This is a genomic window from Paenibacillus graminis (assembly GCF_000758705.1).
GTDB classification, from domain to species: domain Bacteria; phylum Bacillota; class Bacilli; order Paenibacillales; family Paenibacillaceae; genus Paenibacillus_AQ; species Paenibacillus_AQ graminis.
Genome location: NZ_CP009287.1, coordinates 6,241,501 through 6,259,359, shown reverse-complemented (window position 1 = coordinate 6,259,359; position 17,859 = coordinate 6,241,501). Strand labels below are relative to the sequence as shown.

Here is a 17,859-nt window from a genome sequence, read left to right as displayed (position 1 = left end):
TTTTCGGCGCTTACGGACTACGATACTGATCAAAAAAGGGAAGCAACGGAAATCGATACTTATCATCAAAAAGGGATGCATCTGGAACCGTTTGGCTCCAGGTGCATCCCTATTTTTGCTGATTTAAGAACAATATTGCACGATCTCCCGCATGTTCTGCTTCAACCACTACTTATTCGGTCGGAGTGAGCTTCGGCCCATGGCCCCGGGTCTGAGAAGGGGCTTACTCCGGATGTGTGCTTAGATCGCATTGATCCAGCGGGACAATGCGGCTTTTGCGGAACCAGCGGTAGCCGAACCAGATCAGCAGGAACAACGGCAGACTGATATAGGAGACAAGGATACCGTACCAGTCGATGCTTTCTCCTGTGAAAGCGCCGAGGTTCTGGCCAAAAACAGCGATGAGGCATAAAACCAGTGCGAAGAGCGGTCCGAAAGGGAACCATCTGGCCCGGTAAGGCAATTCCTCCAGCGAATGTCCCTGCTTCACAAAAGCGCGGCGGAAACGGTAATGGCACACGGCGATGCCCAGCCAGTTAATAAAACCGCACATTCCGGATGCATTAAGCAGCCAATTATAGACCGCGCCGTCACCAAAGAATGAGGCCAGAAAAGCCAGCATGCCGACAGCAGTGGTAACCAGCAGCGCGCCTACAGGCACCCCGCGGCGGTTGAGCCTGCCGAGGGCACGCGGTGCCATGCCATCCTTAGCCATCGCATACAGGACGCGGGTGGAAGCGTACATGCCCGAGTTCCCGGCTGACAGCACTGAACTCAGGATGACTGCGTTCATGACAGATGCAGCAATCGCAAGTCCTGCTTTATTGAACACAATCGTGAACGGGCTGACGCCGATATCATCAATTCCGCTGCGGAGCAGATCGGGATTGGTGTAAGGGATCAGCAGTCCGATGACAAGTATGGCGAAGATATAGAAGATTAGAATGCGCCAGAACACCCGGCGGATGGCCAGCGGCACATTCCGGCGCGGATTTTCACTCTCACCTGCGGCGACCCCGACAAGTTCAGTCCCCTGGAACGAGAAGCCCGCAGCCATGAAGACGCCGACGAAGGCAAAAAAACCGCCGTGGAAAGAGCTGCCGCCAAGCTCGAAGTTGCTGAAACCGACTGCCTTGCCGCCCATAATACCGAAGATCATCAACACACCGACCGTCAGAAAGACGATAACGGTAATGATTTTGATAATGGCAAACCAGTATTCTGATTCCCCATAACCGCGTGCAGACAAAAAGTTGAGCCCGAACATCAGCAGCAGGAACAGCAGGCTCCAGAGTATGGAAGGGCTGTCCGGGAACCAGTACTTAATGATTACAGTGGCCGCGGATAGCTCCGCAGCGATAGTGACCGCCCAGTTGTACCAGAAGTTCCAGCCGATGGCGAAGCCGAAGGCGGGGCTGACAAACCGCGTGCCGTAGGTGCTGAAAGAGCCGGAATCCGGCAAGTAAGTTGCCAGCTCACCCAGGCTGGTCATTAGAAAATACACCATAATGCCGACAGCAGTGTAGGCCAGCAGTGCGCCTCCCGGTCCCGATGTGGCGATAGCGCCGCCGCTCGCGAGGAACAGGCCGGTTCCGATGGAGCCGCCGAGCGCGATCATGGTTAAATGTCTGGCCTTGAAGGTTTTGCGCAGCCCCGGAGCGGAAGCCTTGCCGCCCTGCTCCGGTTTGTGCCGCTGATTATTTTTCCTGTCTTGCATAAATAGGACACTCCCTCTAATTATATTGTTTCTGTTCAAGGGCTCTAACCAAGAAGCATATCCATTCTGCAAGCGCAAAAAAAACCGCAGACAGATTCTGCGGTTTCCTGTATTTACAGCTCCGCACCATACTCCCTGTTCAGATAGCGCAACACAGTGCCTGGCCGCAGTTTCCTGACGGGCCATGCCCTGTGACAGTTCCGTACCTTTCGGCAACGGCCCCAGCCTGCGCAGCATATAAGAGCAGCGGCGCAGACTTCGGCGGATATTCCTTTCGGCGGCGTTTCACAGACGGCTCTTATAGCGTCTCCACGCGCGTACTCTTTATATCCGCGACCTCTACCTCATCTTAGGTATGATGAGGCTATCTTTATAATGATATGAACACAACAGGGATTAGTATAATGCAACTTGCCTGGGCAAGCAATGACAAATTACGGCAGATTAGCGTTAGGTTCTCCTGCGCTCTGACATCTGCTGCCATACGGTACCGGCCGCTTCTTCACCGGAGGCAATGCGCTCCAGCGCCATTCTGGCCTGCAGCCCCACCTCGAATTCCGGATCGTCCACAGCCAGGCTTAGTGCCTCCTGAGCCTCGGCTGTGCCGACCTCATAGAGGAAGCGCGCCGCCCGCCAGCGGACGAGCTTGCTCTTGTCCGTGAGCGACGCCGTCATTACCGGCGTCGCTGCGGGATCGCCGATGTCGGACAGCGTGTCTCCGGCCGTGCGCCGCACGGCCGGGGCGCTGTCTGCCATCGCCTCATAGAGCAGCTCCATCGCCTCGGGCGTGCGGATGTCGCCCAGGTACACGACCGCCAGCCTGCGGATATGCAGCTTGGGGTCGTGCAGCGCTGCGCGCAGCTCCGGCAGGAGCTCTGCCGTAGGCGCAAGATCCTCCAGCGCGGCGTAGCGCACGCGCCAGTCCTCGTCCTTCAGGTCTCGCAGCAGCTCGGCCTGGTCCTTCTTCTGCCGCTGCTCGACGAACTCGCCGCCGGCCCCGTGCGCGATGGCCTGCTGCACGAGGGAGTCGAGGCGTTCCTGCGGATACGCCGCTTCCAGCTCCTGCTCGACCTCGCGCGCGATAGCTTCGGGCTCGCCGTACCGCACGCCGTAATCGGTGAGCTTGCGCTCTTTGATCAATACGGCGCTGGCCACATCCGTTACCGCCTTCGTGAACCGGGCGGAGAGGGCGATGCGCTCCTCGCCTGCGCCGGTTTTGACGCGGATCTGGATCGGGATGCCGCGGAACATCTGCACGAATACCTGCGATTCCCCGAAGTGCGCGCCGGCATTCTCATCCTCCAGGTTGAAGTCTGCGCTTAACCCCTCCGCGCCGAACCGGGTCTGGACCTCGCGGAGAATGGCGGCCCAGTCAGCACTGCCTTTGCGCTCCAGTGCAGCGAAATCAGCAGCGTGATAAATGCTGGTGACGCCCGGAATGGTGAGCATCTCCCGCGCCCAGGAAGGGGCGGAACGCTGGCTTTCCGGGGTATAGGTACGGCGGACTCCGGACTCCAGAGTCTCATCGAGATGAAGCTTCATCGTATTGGGACTTGGAGTAGGTTCTATAAATGTGATCTTCATCGCTAGGCTCCCCCTTTGATCGGCATAATTGACCGTAAGTGCTGTATCCGCATTTTACCTCATTTCGGTCACATAACACAAAAGGCGTTCCCCGTCAGTCCGCTTAAGCCTGGCACGAAATGGTTAAACTTTTAATTAAATAAGGGTATGCGCTCAATGCGCGCTTTTGCAAAACGATCCGTGGAATCCTATAGTAAGAGGGTACATTTTCCGCCAGCTTGTTAAGGAGAGATGCTTCAATGGCCAGAGTACGCTACAATAACATCGACAATGTCAGTACAGATAAAACGCTCAAACAGCTCCGCCAGTGGCGCGAGGAACGGCGGATGAAGAAGAAGGATTACTCCTATAAAGTACCGAATCACCCGCCGAAGCTGGATTATCTGGCACAGAACCGTCTGGATACGACCATTACCTGGATCGGTCATTCCACTTTTTTGCTTCAATACGAAGGGGTAAATATTATAACCGATCCTGTATGGGCCCGGCGGCTCGGCTTTGAGAAACGCATTACCCAGCCCGGCATTCCGATCAGCGGGATTCCGCCTGTGGATCTGATCCTGATCTCCCATTCCCATTACGATCATCTGCATCTCGCCTCTATACGTAAGCTGTACAAGGCGGGAACTACGCTTGTGGTGCCGGTGGGGCTGAAGCGCAAGATGGTGCGCAAAGGCTTTGTGAACTGCCTGGAAATGCAATGGTGGGAGGAAATGACGGTAGGCGCGGTGAAGCTGACCTTTGTCCCGACGCAGCATTGGACGCGGCGGACACCGTTCGATACCAATACCTCCCACTGGGGCGGCTTTGTGCTGGAGCCTGCTGAGCCGGGCAGACATCCCCAGGGGGACGGGGGCGCGCGCAGGCTGCCGCCCAATCTGTATTTTGCCGGGGACAGCGGCTTCTTCCCGGGGTTCAAGGAGATTGGCAGGCGCTTCAAGCTGCATGTGGCGCTGATGCCGATCGGGGCCTATGAGCCGGAGTGGTTTATGAGCTCGCAGCATGTGACCCCGGAGGAGGCTATTCAGGCCTTTTTGGATGTTGGCGCGGAGCTGATGATTCCAATGCATTTCGGAACCTTCCGGCTGGCCGATGACACCGCACGTGAGGCGCTGGACCGGATGGAACAGGCACGGCTGGCACAGGGGATTGCCGGGGAGCGGATACGCACGTTGGCCTACGGAGAAACGCTGATAATTCATCCTGAGGAACGCATACCTGCCCCATAGGATCACCTGCATCCACTTTAAGGGCAAAACTACACTTTATAGGTTGATCTGCGGGCCTTTTCCCTTGGATTTATGCTATAATGAGCCGGAACCCTAAGTGAAAAGGATGGTAATGCTTAATGATCAGTACAAGCGGCGTAACACTCCGCTACGGAAAACGCGCACTATTTGAGGATGTAAACATAAAATTCACACCCGGCAACTGCTACGGCCTGATCGGGGCCAACGGTGCCGGCAAATCCACGTTCCTGAAGATTCTGTCCGGAGAGATTGAAGCCAATACCGGTGAAGTGCACATGACTCCTGGTGAGCGGCTGGCAGTTCTGAAGCAGAACCATTTCGAGTATGATGAATACCCGGTGCTGGAAACGGTAATCATGGGGCATACCCGCCTGTATGACATCATGAAGGAGAAGGATGCACTGTATGCCAAAAGCGATTTCTCCGAAGCCGACGGCCTGCGCGCCGGTGAGCTTGAAGGGGAATTTGCCGAGCTGAACGGCTGGGATGCCGAGCCGGATGCAGCAGCGATGCTGATCGGCCTCGGAATCATGCGTGAGATGCATGACAAAAAGATGGCCGAACTCAGCGGCAATGAGAAGGTCCGCGTTCTGCTGGCACAGGCCCTGTTCGGACGTCCGAACAACCTGCTGCTCGATGAGCCTACCAACCATTTGGATCTGGAATCCATTGGCTGGCTGGAGAACTTCCTCATGGATTATGAAGGTACTGTTATTGTTGTATCCCATGACCGCCACTTCCTGAATAAGGTATGTACCCATATTGCGGATATTGATTTCGGCAAAATTCAGATGTATGTCGGCAACTACGACTTCTGGTACGAGTCCAGCCAGCTCGCACAGACGCTGCAGCGTGACGCGAACAAGAAGAAGGAAGACAAGATCAAGGAGCTGCAGGCGTTTATCCAGCGCTTCTCGGCCAATGCCTCCAAATCCAAGCAGGCAACCTCACGCAAAAAGCAGCTTGAGAAAATTACGCTGGACGATATCCGTCCATCGAACCGGAAATATCCGTTCCTCAACTTCAAGCCTGAGCGTGAGGCCGGCAAGCAGCTGCTTACGATCAGCGGCCTGACCAAGACGGTTGAAGGCGAAAAAATGCTGGATGAAATCAGTATTGTGGTTAATAAAGGTGACAAAATCGCTTTTGTCGGTCCGAATTCCCAGCCGAAATCACTGCTATTCGACATCATTATGGGGGAGAAGGAAGCCGACGCCGGAGAGTATACCTGGGGGGTTACAACAACCCAGGCTTATTTTCCCAAAGACAACTCCAGTTACTTCGACGGGGTGAATCTGAATCTGGTGGAATGGCTGCGCCAGTATTCCAAGGATCAGGACGAAACCTTCCTGCGCGGATTCCTGGGCCGGATGCTCTTTGCCGGTGAAGAAGCGCTGAAGAAGGCCAGTGTGCTGTCCGGGGGCGAGAAGGTCCGCTGTATGCTGGCCAAGATGATGCTGAACGGGGCAAATGTGCTCGTATTTGATGAGCCTACCAACCACTTGGATCTGGAGTCGATCACTGCGCTGAACAACGGGCTGATTGATTTTGACGGTACGATCCTGTTCACTTCCCATGACCATCAGTTCATCCAGACAATTGCCAACCGTATCATTGAAATTACACCGGCAGGGGTTATTGACCGCACCATGACCTATGATGAGTATCTGGAGAATCCGGAAATCAGGGAAATGCGTGCCCGGATGTATCCTGTAGAGGTATAAGAACTATATATGAAGCTTTGAACACTAACCCGTTCATATGATAAACGGCTGCGTCGTCCCAATAGGGATAACGCAGCCGTTTATGTTCAAATCTAACAAATCTATGAGCCTCCGGTACGGCGGCGCTGGTTGTTGGGCTTCTTGTTGTTCTGGCTTTTCAGCGGTTTGGCAGAACCGGCCTGAAACGTGGAGCCGGGTCTGGCGGAAGCTTGCTGCTTCTTTTGTTCCAGCTTCTGGCGGATGGCATCCGCCAGATTGATTTTTGGTTTGTCGTTGCTCTCGCTCATTATGTAACCCCCTTAGGTAGCAAGTTGTTTCCTTCATTCTAATTGTTTTTAAATGCTGCCACAAGGGCAAGAATAATTCAAAGAATGATCTGCCGGTGCTCGGGAACTGTATAGAGATCAATAGGGGGGATAACAGTGGCTGATATCTATGATGATATTCGTAAAGGTGAACGGGGCGCTCTGGTCAGCATCATCGCCTACCTCATTCTTTCGGCCTTCAAGCTGATCAGCGGCTATGTGTTTGGCTCAAGCGCGCTGCTTGCGGACGGCTTCAACAACCTCACCGACATTGTGGCTTCGCTGGCGGTATTGATCGGCCTGCGCATTTCGCGGAAGCCGCCTGATTCCGACCATACCTACGGACATTTCCGTGCGGAGACGGTGGCGGCGCTGCTGGCTTCCTTTATCATGGCTATGGTCGGCATTCAGGTTATTGTGGAAGCGGTACGCTCTTTGTTTGAAGGAGCGAAGGATATTCCGCAGTTATGGTCCGCCGGGGTGGCCGTGGTGTGTGCCGCAGCCATGATGGGGGTATATATATATAACAAGCGGCTTGCCAGACAGATTAATAACAGTGCGCTGCTGGCAGCAGCCAAGGATAATTTCTCGGATGCCATGGTCAGTATAGGTGCTGCAGTGGGGATCGTCGGTGCACAGTTCGGTTTACCCTGGATTGATTCGGCCGCAGCCGTGGCCGTCGGCTTGCTGATTCTGAAGACGGCCTGGGATATTTTCCGCGATTCCACGTACCGCCTGACTGACGGATTCGATCAGGATCGATTGCTGGACCTGCGCAGCACAATTGCCCGGACACCGGGAGTCGAAGGCATCAAGGATTTAAAAGCCCGCGTTCACGGCAATCATGTACTGGTGGATGTGGTGGTGGAAGTCAATGCCGAGATTACAGTAATGCAGGGCCATGAAATTAGCGACTCCATCGAGGAGCGGATGAGCACGCTTCATAATATTATGAATGTGCAGGTTCATGTGGAACCCAAGCAATAGTATTCCTTATTTTCTCCTAGTTAGCTGTAATTTCCACCAATTTCAAGGAGGAATCAAGACTATAGACCCGGGTGTTACCATAAGTTGGCAAGCTTTTTTGTGAAATTTGGAGCATGTTCCAATTCCCGGTCAAGCCTATAATGAGTGCAGAAAGCAACTAACGAAGCGCGCGACGTTGTTGAATTTCTCATTACGCTAACCGGGGGAACTCTATGATCGTACCACATAAAAGGATAGCAGCATCGCTGCTCGCCTCGGCATCACTTGCACTGTCATTCGGAGTATTCAATCCTCAGCAGGTACAGGCCGCTTCTGTTACTGCTAATTCAGCTATTACAGCATCTGCAGCGCAAACAGGCGTGATCCTATCTTCTGTCCGTCTCCGCACGGCGCCATCGACAAGCGGGAAAGTGCTGAAATATTTGAATAAAGGCGACCAAGTGGTCATTCTTGAAGAAACGAACAGCTATTGGTATAAAGTCAGAACAGCAGACGGCGACGTTGGGTACACCAGCAGGGGAGAGCAGTATATCAGCGTGGCTGCAGCCCCGGCAGCTCAAACGGCAGTGATTCAATCTACTGTCCGCCTTCGGGAGGCCCCCTCAACCAGCGGACAGGTTATAGGATATTTATACACAGGTGACCGGGTATCTATTATGGAAGAAACGAATAGTTACTGGTACAAGGTGAGAACGGCAAATGGCAATGTTGGTTATACCAGCTCGTCGGATCAGTTCATTGCAGCGGATGGGGGAACAACAACACCGCTGCCAGCACCGGCGCCTGTACCAACACCGGCTCCAGTGCCTACGCCTGTGCCGACTCCAGCCCCGGTGCCTACGGCTCCTCCGCAAGCGAATGTAATTGAAAGTGTAATTGCCGCCGGTATGGGTTATCTTGGAACTCCTTATGAGTATGGTTCCAGCCGCAGCGATACCAGCACCTTCGATTGCTCCGATTTCATCCGGCAGATCTTCATGGATGCAGCCAATCTGAAGCTTCCCGCCGATTCGCGGCAGCAAGGAGATTGGATCAAGCAGAACAGTACGGTAGTGACGGATATCTCCGGGCTCAAGCGTGGGGATCTGATGTTTTTTATGGATTATAGAGGCAGCTCGGATTCAGCCTATGCCGGAATTGACAAGTCTACGGCGAGAATTACGCATGTGGCTATGTATCTGGGCGACGGCCAGCTGCTTCAGACCTATTCCGTGGCTTCCGGCGGTGTACGGGTCGATAAATTAAGCGCTTCTTGGATGAAAAGATTCCTTTACGGAGGTTCGGTCATCCGCTAAAATATAGATTGTAGAGACATGAAGCGAGAGCAGTACAGTTTGTGACGGGTGAACTAGGGCGGGTGTTTGGCGGGGGCTATCCCTTCAGTGGAATTATTCTGCTGTAGGGATAGCCCCTATTTCTATCGTGGCCAGATTTTCACTAGCAGCGCCAAATACAAGTAGAAACGGCTATGCCGTTCTTAAAAGGACGGTACCCGTTTCAGCGAGAAATAGAATGATAATTTATAATGCGGAGCATATAAATTATTGTATTTAAAAAAGCCGGGCAGGACCTGTGAGATCCTGCCCGGCTGCTTGTATGTACGCCCGCAGAGTGATTAAAGGACGCGGATTACGGGCCCCATCAAAGCTGTAGATAAGCTTCACAGCATATTTTACATATCTAAGCTAAAATGTATGAAGGAATTACAGGGCCGGAGTGATTACATATGCGGATACAGGCACCTTGATCCATGCTTTGCCCAGCCATGTGTAAATTTCTCTCCATTCATTGCCCGCGCTGTCGGTCATCACAGCCCCTGTAGTATCTATGGTCTGGGCGCTCAGCCAGCCGGCTGGAGTCATGCTGCCCACGGAAAGGTGGAAAGGAGTGGCTTTTGTCAGGATAATCATAGGTGTTGCCGGTTTGAGATCGGCTTGTGTGATTACAGTTTCGAATTTGTCACCATAAGTGCTGCCTGTTACGGTTGGAGTACTTGCGGCGGTACCGGATACTTCATCGGCTGAAGCCGTTGCTGCAAAAGAAGCTACAAGTCCCATTGCTACTGCGATGCTGGCGAATTTTTTCATCAGTGATTCCTCCTAGGATAAGTTTGGTTGTTGTAGTGGGTTTTCCCATGTTTATCTGTGCTAATATGTTGTAAACAGAAAAAGGTCTTAATGAACCAATCGTCTTATTTTTTTTATTTTACTTAAGCACTATTGGGGTTGAGAGGGCTACAATTTCTGCAGTGTGAATAAGATATAGGGAATTTGGAAGCGGAGGGGGCAGCTCAAAAAGCCCGAAGCTCCACAAGGAGTTTCGGGCTCAGAGGTGTGCCTGTTCAGACTAAGTTGAAGACAGCAGGCCTACAGGTTACATTGATCTTCCTCTGCGCCCCATGAAGAGTGAAACGATGAACAGAACCAGGAAGATGTAGAACAGCACTTTTGCAATGCCTACAGCGGCTGCAACAACATTGAAGAATCCGAAAATACCGGCGATTAAAGCTATGACGAGCAGAATTACCGACCATTTTAGCATGATGTATCATCCTTTCGGTGATGAAAAATGTAGTCGAATGTAGTCATTGTTTAAACGGGGACTTTTGTTTTGAAACAAGGAGGAGGGGCCCTTGACCTTTTGTTTCGGCCCATTCTGGTAAGGGTAACTATGCAGTAACAAGGCAGAGCAAGCCGACATTCAGATTGGAAGGGGTTTTGGAAATGATCATTGATCTTAGCGTCGCATTGGTTGCGATTGCATTCGCCGTACTTGTCTTCTTTTTAATTAAAACCTTGAAATCAGCGAAAGAATCCCTTGACAAGGTCAGCCAGACTCTGCAGGAAGTTCAGAAAACGATTGATGAGCTTACTTATGAAGTGAAAACAACGGTCAGACACGCCAATGATATTACTGCAGATGTTCAAAACAAAATTCAAAAGATTGATCCGATTGTCGATTCCGTGAAGAACCTTGGCGACGTCATGAACGAATTGACACTGACTGTGAAGCAGGTATCGGTAACTGTAATTGAGAAATACCGCAAATCGCGTGAACTGAAGGAAAAAGCTAAGGCTGTATCTATAGACAATGCCCCGCTTACTCCTGCAGAAGAACGGACCGTGAAATCCTATGAGACTGTAAATGCGAAGAAAGCTCCCGGGAAGATCGCAATGGCTCTAAAAGGCGTAGACACGGCTGCTGCCATCTGGCAGAAATTCCGTCATTAACCGGCAAAGCTGAGGGAGCCCTTGGCGGCAAGGCCAGGCAGCAGAAACCTGATGAAAGGCGGGATGGTTCTATGAACATGATCCTTCTCTTGCTGAGTCTCCTTTCTCCCTATTTTTCTGCATCTCCGCAAAAGGAGACTGCTGCTGCCGCTTGGCTGTACCCGCAGTCACAAGTAGTCCAGTCCTTCGGGCACAGTGTGAATGTCAGTTCCTATATAGGAAGCTTTAACTCCCTGGCGGGGGTGTCGCTCTACATGCCGCTAGAAGAATTGCTGCAGGTTAAGGGTTCCCCGCTCGCGGTTACTCCTGATCCTTGGCAGGGCTGCCGGGAGTACCATTATGCCGATATGTCTGCAGGAATTTGTGAGGGGGCTGTACTATATGTACATGTCACTCCAACTGAAGCCAGACAATACGGCCTCTATCTGAATGATCAGCGGATTGAGCCGCACAGGAATAATCTCGTTGAGATTCTGGGCACACCTGATTTTGTTGCCGAGGACGGAGATGTGTATATGAGGGGAAGTACCGCACTCAAGATTTACCGTAATTCTCAGACGGGTGAATGGGACGGTATTGATTTGTTTGATGGAAATTCCTCCTGAGGCGTTTCATAGGACTATAGAATGGTTAATGAAATTCAGCCATCTTAATAGCGTTGTCCCCTCATATTCATACAAGGAGCGTGATTTCATGGATTCAATCCGTACGCAGGCTTATGCCAAGCTGCTGGAGAATGGTATTCAGGCGATAGAAGAAGTGAACCGGCTGCTGGGCAGCGGCTACACAAGAGATGACATCTATGTGATCAGCCATAATGAGGACCGCGAAGGCCGGATTGTAGATGCTGCGGACACGAATGAAGTGGGATTGCAGGAAGAGGGGCTGTTCGGTGCGATTGCCAACATGTTCCGCTCTCGGGGTGACGCGCTCCGAAACAAGATTACTTCACTGGGTTTTAGTGCAGCAGAAGCGGCATTTTATGAGAAAGAGCTTGATTTGGGCAAAGTTCTCGTGATCGCCAAAAAAAATCTGCATTAATCTGACGGTTTTCATATGAAGAGTCCTATAGTTCAATAGCGTAACCTCCAGTCCCACTACACGTGGTGGTGCTGGAGGTTACTTTGTTGAATACGACAACTTGCATTTTTCCAATTTATTGATTAATGGAAACCAGTCGTTTAAATATCGTATGATAGAATGGACTATTTCTGGATTTTACGGTTGACATACTATACGTGCGGGGTGAAGAAGATTGAGAATTTTGATCGTAGACGATAATCCGACCAACGTAATCATTATCCGTGAAATTTTAAAAAAAGAGAATTACCGGAATTTTATAACGGCAGCTTCTGCCAAAGAAATGCTCAAACTGCTGGGTATTGGATCAGGAAATGAAGAGAACCGTTCCAGGCAGTCAGACATAGATTTGATTCTGCTGGATATGATGATGCCGGAGATGGACGGCATTGAAGCATGCCGGGTTGTCCAGCAGCATGAGCATCTGCGGGATATCCCGATTATTATGGTTACCGCCGTGGGCGATTCCAAAAAATTGGCGGAGGCGCTTGACGCCGGTGCTGTGGATTATGTGACTAAGCCGATCAACAAGGTTGAGCTGATGGCGCGTATCCGGCTGGCGCTGCGCCTAAAGCGCGAGAAGGATTGGCATGTGGAGCGGGATCAGCGGATACAGGATGAGCTGAAGCTGGCCGCTTTGGTGCAGAATGCTGTGCTCAGCCTGCCGCTGAAGGATGAGGCGTTTGAAGTTCATGCCATTTACCAGCCTTCATTTGAACTCGCGGGGGACTTGTATGCTTGGTATCCCCTGGGAGAGGGACGGTATGCCGTTATTCTGCTGGATATGATGGGACATGGTATTTCCTCGTCTCTGTTCTGTATGTTTCTGGCCTCCGTACTCAAGGATACCGTAACCACATATGTGCAGCCGGAGAAAGTGATTCAGGAGCTGAACCGGCGTTTTAACCAGCTATATATCGAGAAGCAATTGGTGCAGTATTATTTTACCGCGATATATCTTGTCATCGATACCCGGCTAAAACGCATTGACTACGTGAATGCTGGACACCCGCCCGGGCTCTTCTTTGAAGGGGGAGCCATCAAACCGGTTTTGCTGGAAAGCAACTGCCATCCTGTAGGGTTATTCGACAGTATTGAAATTCAGCCGCAAACCCTGACCTTTGAAGATGAAGGCCACTTGGTACTGTACACGGATGGGTTACTGGAAATGGCCGAAGGCGGGCAGGAAGAACAGCTGGAATTTATGACCTCTCATCTAGATGGGGGACATGAATGGCAGGAGGAGCCGATGCGTGCCGCTTTCTTCAATGAGGTTCCTAATCAGGAGCGGGACGATGACAAATGCCTAGTGTGGATTTCGCTGAAGAAAGGAACAGATCCGGAATGAAAATAAAGGCAAAACTGCTGATCGGCTTCAGTGCAATGCTCGCCATTATGCTGGCGCTGACCTTCATTGGATACGATCGACTCAATTATATGAGCAGCCAGCTGGACAGCTTTCAGGACAGATACAGCAAGGGACGCTCCTCCTCCGGACTCCGGGGGGAAGTTAACGACATGGCGCGTATCCTTACGACATCTATGCTGAATGCCGATCAGCTCTCGGTTGATTCCCAAAAAAGCGAGATTGAGGCAAAGGTTAAAAAAGCCGAGGGATTCTTGAAGGCGATAGAGGAGTCGACGGAAACAGCGGAAGAAATGCAGCTGCTGAACCGGATTGAAGCGGCATACAGCGCTTATATGACTTATCAGAACAAATCGCTTGATATGCTCTCCGCCGGTTATTTTCAGAATGCGAATGCCTACCGGAATTCGGAAGGGCAGAAGATTCAGAATGAAGTGCTGGACAGCCTGAATGCTCTCTCGAACTATAACGCCTTCAGAATGACCGAGGAGAACAGCAAAGCTCAGGCTGCTTATGAGAGATCTATTCAAATGGTGACCTTAATTATGATTGTGGGGCTGCTGCTGGGGCTTGGAGTCGTTTTGTGGGTGATTCCGAGCATTACACGCGGTCTTAATGTCGTTTCCATGATGATTAGGAGCTTTGGGAATGGGAAGATGAGGGCTATCCGCCGAATCAAAGTGACTTCCAAGGACGAGATTGGGGAGGTCGCCAGGGTATTCCAGGACATGGCGGGGAATCTCGAACAGAAACAGGAAATGGAGAAGGCTTATGCGCAGGCGCAAAGCGATCAGGCCTGGCTGAATGCGAATATTGCCCGTGTGACGGAACTGCTGCGCGGAGTCAGCTCGCTGGAGCAGGTATCGCAGACCTTCATCAGTGAATTCACTCCTGTACTCGGGGCCGAATACGGGGCGATCTATCTGAAGGATCAGAACAATCCGAACCTGCTCTCCAGCAGTGCCTATTATGCAGGTGAAGCGGGCGGGAAGCCTAGGGACAGCTTTGACATTGGCCAGGGTCTTGTGGGGCAAAGTGCGCTGGACAAAAAGCCGATCAAGCTGGCCAAGGCTCCGGAGGACTACGTTTCGGTGACATCCGGATTTGGAGGTTCGCACCCGGATCATATCCTGATTCATCCGGTGCTCTTCGAAGATGAGTTGATGGGGGTTGTGGAATTTGCTTCCTTTACACCGCTCAGCAATTTGCAGAATGAATTGCTGCATCAGCTTGCGAACAGCCTGGGTGTGATTCTGAACAATATCAGCCGGCGGCTTGTGGTGGAAGAGCTGCTGCGGGAATCCCAGGCGCTTACAGAAGAATTGCAATGCCAGTCGGAGGAACTGCAGACACAGCAGGAAGAGCTCCGCCGCTCCAACGAAAATCTGGAGGAACAGACGGATGCGCTCAGGCGTTCCGAGGATTTGCTGCAGCGCCAGCAGGAAGAACTGGAGCACTACAATACCGAGCTGGTCGCCAAGACCCGTGCCCTGGAGGAACAGGTGCGAGAGGTTGAGGTGAAAAAGGATGAAATCGAAAATGCCCGCCGCCAGTTGGAGAAGCAGGCTATGCAGCTTGCGGTGACCAGCAAATATAAATCGGAATTCCTGGCCAATATGTCCCATGAGCTGCGTACTCCTTTGAACAGCCTGCTGATTTTATCCCAATTGCTTACAGAGAACAAGGAAGGGAATCTGACAGAGAAGCAGGTGGAATTCGCCCATACCATCTATATGTCTGGCGCGGATCTGCTCAAAATGATCGATGAAATTCTCGATCTGTCCAAGGTGGACGCCGGCAAAATGGAATTGAATTACGAAGAAATACCGCTAACCGAACTGAAGACCTTTGTGAAGCAGAATTTTGCTCCGCAGGCTGTCAAGAAAGGTTTGTCTTTACGCCTCTTATTTGATGAGCCGCTGCCGGATACGATCTTTACGGACAGCCACCGTCTGAAACAAATATTGCGGAATCTGCTGTCCAACGCCTTCAAATTCACAAGTGAGGGCTTTGTAGAATTTTCGGTGAGTGCCGCAGCTAAGGAGCAGCTGCCTCCCTTCCTTCCGCATGAGTTCGATTATATTGCGCTTTCCGTGAAGGACAGCGGGATTGGCATTCCTGCGGACAAGACGGATATTGTCTTTGAAGCTTTCCAGCAGGTGGATGGAACAACCAGCCGCAAATATGGCGGTACCGGACTGGGGCTGTCCATCAGCCGGGAGCTCGCCCGGCTGATGGGGGGAGCCATCGGACTGGACTCGCGCGAAGGACAAGGCAGCATCTTCACCTTGTACCTGCCGGTTAAAGGCCATTACAGCCTGCTTCCAGGGGCGGTCCAGGCTGCAGCTGCCCAAGAGGCTTATGCTATGCCTGATTATGGCGGTGAACGGAGGGAGGACTATCCCTTGGAGGTTTTGCCTCAACCGATGGAACCTATAGTTATGGAGGATGACCGGGAGAATTTGTCATCCAAGGATAAGGTTCTTTTGATCATTGAAGATGATGAGAAGTTCGCCAAGATTCTGCTCGATATGGCCCGGGGCCGGGGCTTCAAAGCTCTGGTGGCACTCCAGGGCGACATCGGTTTAAGTATGGCTACAACGTATCTGCCGGACGCCATTATCCTTGATATTCAGCTGCCGGTTATGGATGGATGGTCGATACTCCGGGAGCTCAAGGGCTCTTCACAGACCCGGCATATTCCTGTTCATGTCATTTCCGTGAATGATGAAGTGAAGCAGGGGCTGATGATGGGGGCCATGGCTTACTTAAGAAAACCATCCTCCAGAGAAGCGCTGGAGCGGGCATTCTCACAGATTGAGAGCTATACAGCCAGCACTTTGAAGCATTTGCTGATTGTAGAGGATGATGATATTCAGCGCCGTTCCATTATGGAGCTTATCGGACATGATGATGTGGCCATCACCGCAGTCTCCACCGGCCATGAAGCACTGGAAGAGCTGCGTAAGCAAAGATACGACTGTATGGTTCTGGATCTGATGCTGGACGATATGACCGGTTTCGAGCTGCTGGACCAGATCCGTGATGATGAAGAGCTGAATGACCTCCCGATTATTATCTATACCGGCAAGGAACTGGACAGCAAGGAAGAGACCAGGCTGCGAAAATATGCAGAATCGATTATCATTAAGGATGTGCGTTCACCGGAAAGGCTGCTGGATGAAACCACATTGTTCCTGCATCGTGTGGAAGCCAATCTGCCTGAAGACAAGCGTAAAATCCTGCAAAAGCTGCACAATAAAGAAGAGCTTTTTGACGGCAAGAAGATATTGCTGGTTGATGACGATATCCGCAATGTATTCGCCCTGTCCAGCGTACTTGAAGGTTACCATATGGAAGTGAAATTTGCGGAGAACGGCCGTGAGGCGCTGGACATGCTGACAGAGCAGGAGAATTTCGATCTGGTGCTAATGGATATGATGATGCCGGAGATGGATGGATACGAGGCTATGCGCCGGATCAGGCAGATGCCGCAATACCAGAAGCTGCCGATTATTGCGCTTACGGCCAAGGCGATGAAAGAGGACCGGGCGAAGTGCATAGAAGCCGGTGCCTCCGATTATATGAAGAAACCTATCAGTACGGAACAGCTTCTTTCGCTAATGCGTGTGTGGTTGTATTCGTAAGCCTGCTTTTGGGGTAATAGAATTACAGTATAAAATACCACCGGCCCGGTAATACGCCAGAGGCAAGGGAGCCTTGATAACAATGACAGCGATGGAACGCGGGTACGAAGAACAAATTGCCCAGACCGCCACCAGACAGGAGCTGGAGCAGATTGAGATAGAACTGCTTCTCAGCGGTGTACACCGCTTCTATGGATATGATTTCAGAAACTATGCGCTGCCTTCCCTGAAACGTCGCATCTGGCATCACGTACATGCGGAGAATGTGCCGACGATATCCGCACTGCAGGAGAAGGTGCTGCATGACCGTGCCTGCTTTGAGCGGTTTGTATACAGCCTGTCCATTCCTGTGACGGAGATGTTCCGGGACCCCGGACTTTTCCTGACCTTCCGCCAGAAGGTCATCCCGCTTCTGCGGACTTACCCTTACATTCGGATCTGGCATGCCGGATGCTCCACCGGAGAAGAAGTATACTCTATGGCCATCCTGCTGCATGAGGAAGGGCTGTATGACAAAGCGCGCATTTATGCCACAGACATGAACGCACGCTCGCTGCAGCAGGCCAAGGAAGGCGTATACGAAATCAGCAAGATGAGGCAGTACACCAAGAACTACATGGAAGCGGGCGGTACCCGCGCGTTCTCTGAATACTATACAGCGAAATATAATTCAGTGATTCTCCAGCCTTATTTGCGCAAAAATATTATTTTTGCAGAGCATAATTTGGCAACAGACACCTCTTTTAATGAATTCAATGTGATCTTCTGCCGGAATGTCATGATCTATTTCAACGACGAGCTTAGAGATCATGTTCACGGGTTGTTCCAAGAGAGCCTAAGCCGTTTTGGGGTCCTGGTGCTCGGTTCCAAGGAGTCTATTCATTTTACCAGGTACAGCGACAGCTACGAGCCCTTGGATAGAGTAGAAAAAGTATACCGCAAGATTAAATAGCGGGTTAGGAGGGGCCA

General features: G+C 51.6%; 15 protein-coding genes and 1 riboswitch. Of the genes, 10 read left to right on the top strand and 5 right to left on the bottom strand.

The genetic code is table 11. The features are described 5' to 3' along the window. Positions 1-223 precede the first annotated feature (223 nt). Entirely contained in the window at positions 224-1,717 is a 1,494-nt protein-coding gene (locus PGRAT_RS27060; RefSeq protein WP_025705537.1) for an amino acid permease, read from the bottom strand. A gap of 136 nt (positions 1,718-1,853) precedes the next feature. Next, a riboswitch (Lysine riboswitch) is annotated at positions 1,854-2,067 on the bottom strand. A 100-nt stretch (positions 2,068-2,167) separates the two neighbouring features. Continuing rightward, on the bottom strand, positions 2,168-3,301 hold the full coding sequence (locus PGRAT_RS27055) for a virulence factor (protein WP_042267484.1): 1,134 nt from the start codon (positions 3,299-3,301) through the stop codon (positions 2,168-2,170). Between the two features lie 239 nt (positions 3,302-3,540). Here PGRAT_RS27055 and PGRAT_RS27050 point away from each other — a divergent pair, with 239 nt between their 5' ends. Together PGRAT_RS27050 and PGRAT_RS27045 are read left to right on the top strand one after the other, a co-directional pair. After that, a complete protein-coding gene (locus PGRAT_RS27050) occupies positions 3,541-4,530 on the top strand; it encodes an MBL fold metallo-hydrolase (RefSeq protein WP_025709430.1) in 990 nt (329 codons plus the stop codon). A 119-nt stretch (positions 4,531-4,649) separates the two neighbouring features. After that, on the top strand, positions 4,650-6,275 hold the full coding sequence (locus PGRAT_RS27045; RefSeq protein WP_025709428.1) for an ABC-F family ATP-binding cassette domain-containing protein: 1,626 nt from the start codon (positions 4,650-4,652) through the stop codon (positions 6,273-6,275). Positions 6,276-6,376: 101 nt separating this feature from the next. On the opposite strand, the gene PGRAT_RS27040 is transcribed toward PGRAT_RS27045, so the two are convergent. Then, positions 6,377-6,562, bottom strand: coding sequence for a hypothetical protein (locus tag PGRAT_RS27040; protein WP_025709426.1), 186 nt, complete (start codon positions 6,560-6,562; stop codon positions 6,377-6,379). Positions 6,563-6,697: 135 nt separating this feature from the next. Here PGRAT_RS27040 and PGRAT_RS27035 point away from each other — a divergent pair, with 135 nt between their 5' ends. Beyond that, positions 6,698-7,567, top strand: a complete 870-nt coding sequence (locus PGRAT_RS27035; RefSeq protein WP_025709424.1) for a cation diffusion facilitator family transporter — start codon at positions 6,698-6,700, stop codon at positions 7,565-7,567. A 212-nt stretch (positions 7,568-7,779) separates the two neighbouring features. Next, positions 7,780-8,862: a C40 family peptidase gene (locus PGRAT_RS27030; RefSeq protein ID WP_025709422.1), complete on the top strand. Its 1,083-nt coding sequence runs from the start codon at positions 7,780-7,782 to the stop codon at positions 8,860-8,862. A gap of 408 nt (positions 8,863-9,270) precedes the next feature. Here PGRAT_RS27030 and PGRAT_RS27025 read toward each other — a convergent pair whose 3' ends face one another. Next, positions 9,271-9,654: a hypothetical protein gene (locus PGRAT_RS27025; protein ID WP_025709420.1), complete on the bottom strand. Its 384-nt coding sequence runs from the start codon at positions 9,652-9,654 to the stop codon at positions 9,271-9,273. 286 nt (positions 9,655-9,940) lie between these two features. After that, a complete protein-coding gene (locus PGRAT_RS32760) occupies positions 9,941-10,108 on the bottom strand; it encodes a DUF1328 domain-containing protein (protein ID WP_025709419.1) in 168 nt (55 codons plus the stop codon). A 182-nt stretch (positions 10,109-10,290) separates the two neighbouring features. Between PGRAT_RS32760 and PGRAT_RS27015 the strand changes: the two genes are divergently transcribed. From PGRAT_RS27015 to PGRAT_RS26990, 6 genes are all read left to right on the top strand, one after another. Further along, positions 10,291-10,797, top strand: coding sequence for a DUF948 domain-containing protein (locus tag PGRAT_RS27015; RefSeq protein ID WP_025709418.1), 507 nt, complete (start codon positions 10,291-10,293; stop codon positions 10,795-10,797). A gap of 71 nt (positions 10,798-10,868) precedes the next feature. Beyond that, positions 10,869-11,402 (top strand): hypothetical protein, encoded by a 534-nt coding sequence (locus tag PGRAT_RS31960; RefSeq protein ID WP_025709416.1) that lies wholly within the window; start codon positions 10,869-10,871, stop codon positions 11,400-11,402. Positions 11,403-11,490: 88 nt separating this feature from the next. After that, positions 11,491-11,838, top strand: a complete 348-nt coding sequence (locus PGRAT_RS27005) for a YflT domain-containing protein (protein ID WP_025709413.1) — start codon at positions 11,491-11,493, stop codon at positions 11,836-11,838. A gap of 214 nt (positions 11,839-12,052) precedes the next feature. Beyond that, positions 12,053-13,225 carry a SpoIIE family protein phosphatase gene (locus PGRAT_RS27000; RefSeq protein WP_025709412.1) on the top strand — a complete coding sequence of 391 codons (1,173 nt, stop codon included), beginning with the start codon at positions 12,053-12,055 and terminating at the stop codon, positions 13,223-13,225. Beyond that, positions 13,222-16,890, top strand: coding sequence for a response regulator (locus PGRAT_RS26995; RefSeq protein ID WP_025709410.1), 3,669 nt, complete (start codon positions 13,222-13,224; stop codon positions 16,888-16,890). Before PGRAT_RS27000 ends, PGRAT_RS26995 begins: the two co-directional genes overlap by 4 nt. A gap of 82 nt (positions 16,891-16,972) precedes the next feature. After that, positions 16,973-17,842, top strand: a complete 870-nt coding sequence (locus PGRAT_RS26990; RefSeq protein ID WP_025709408.1) for a CheR family methyltransferase — start codon at positions 16,973-16,975, stop codon at positions 17,840-17,842. Positions 17,843-17,859 lie beyond the last annotated feature (17 nt).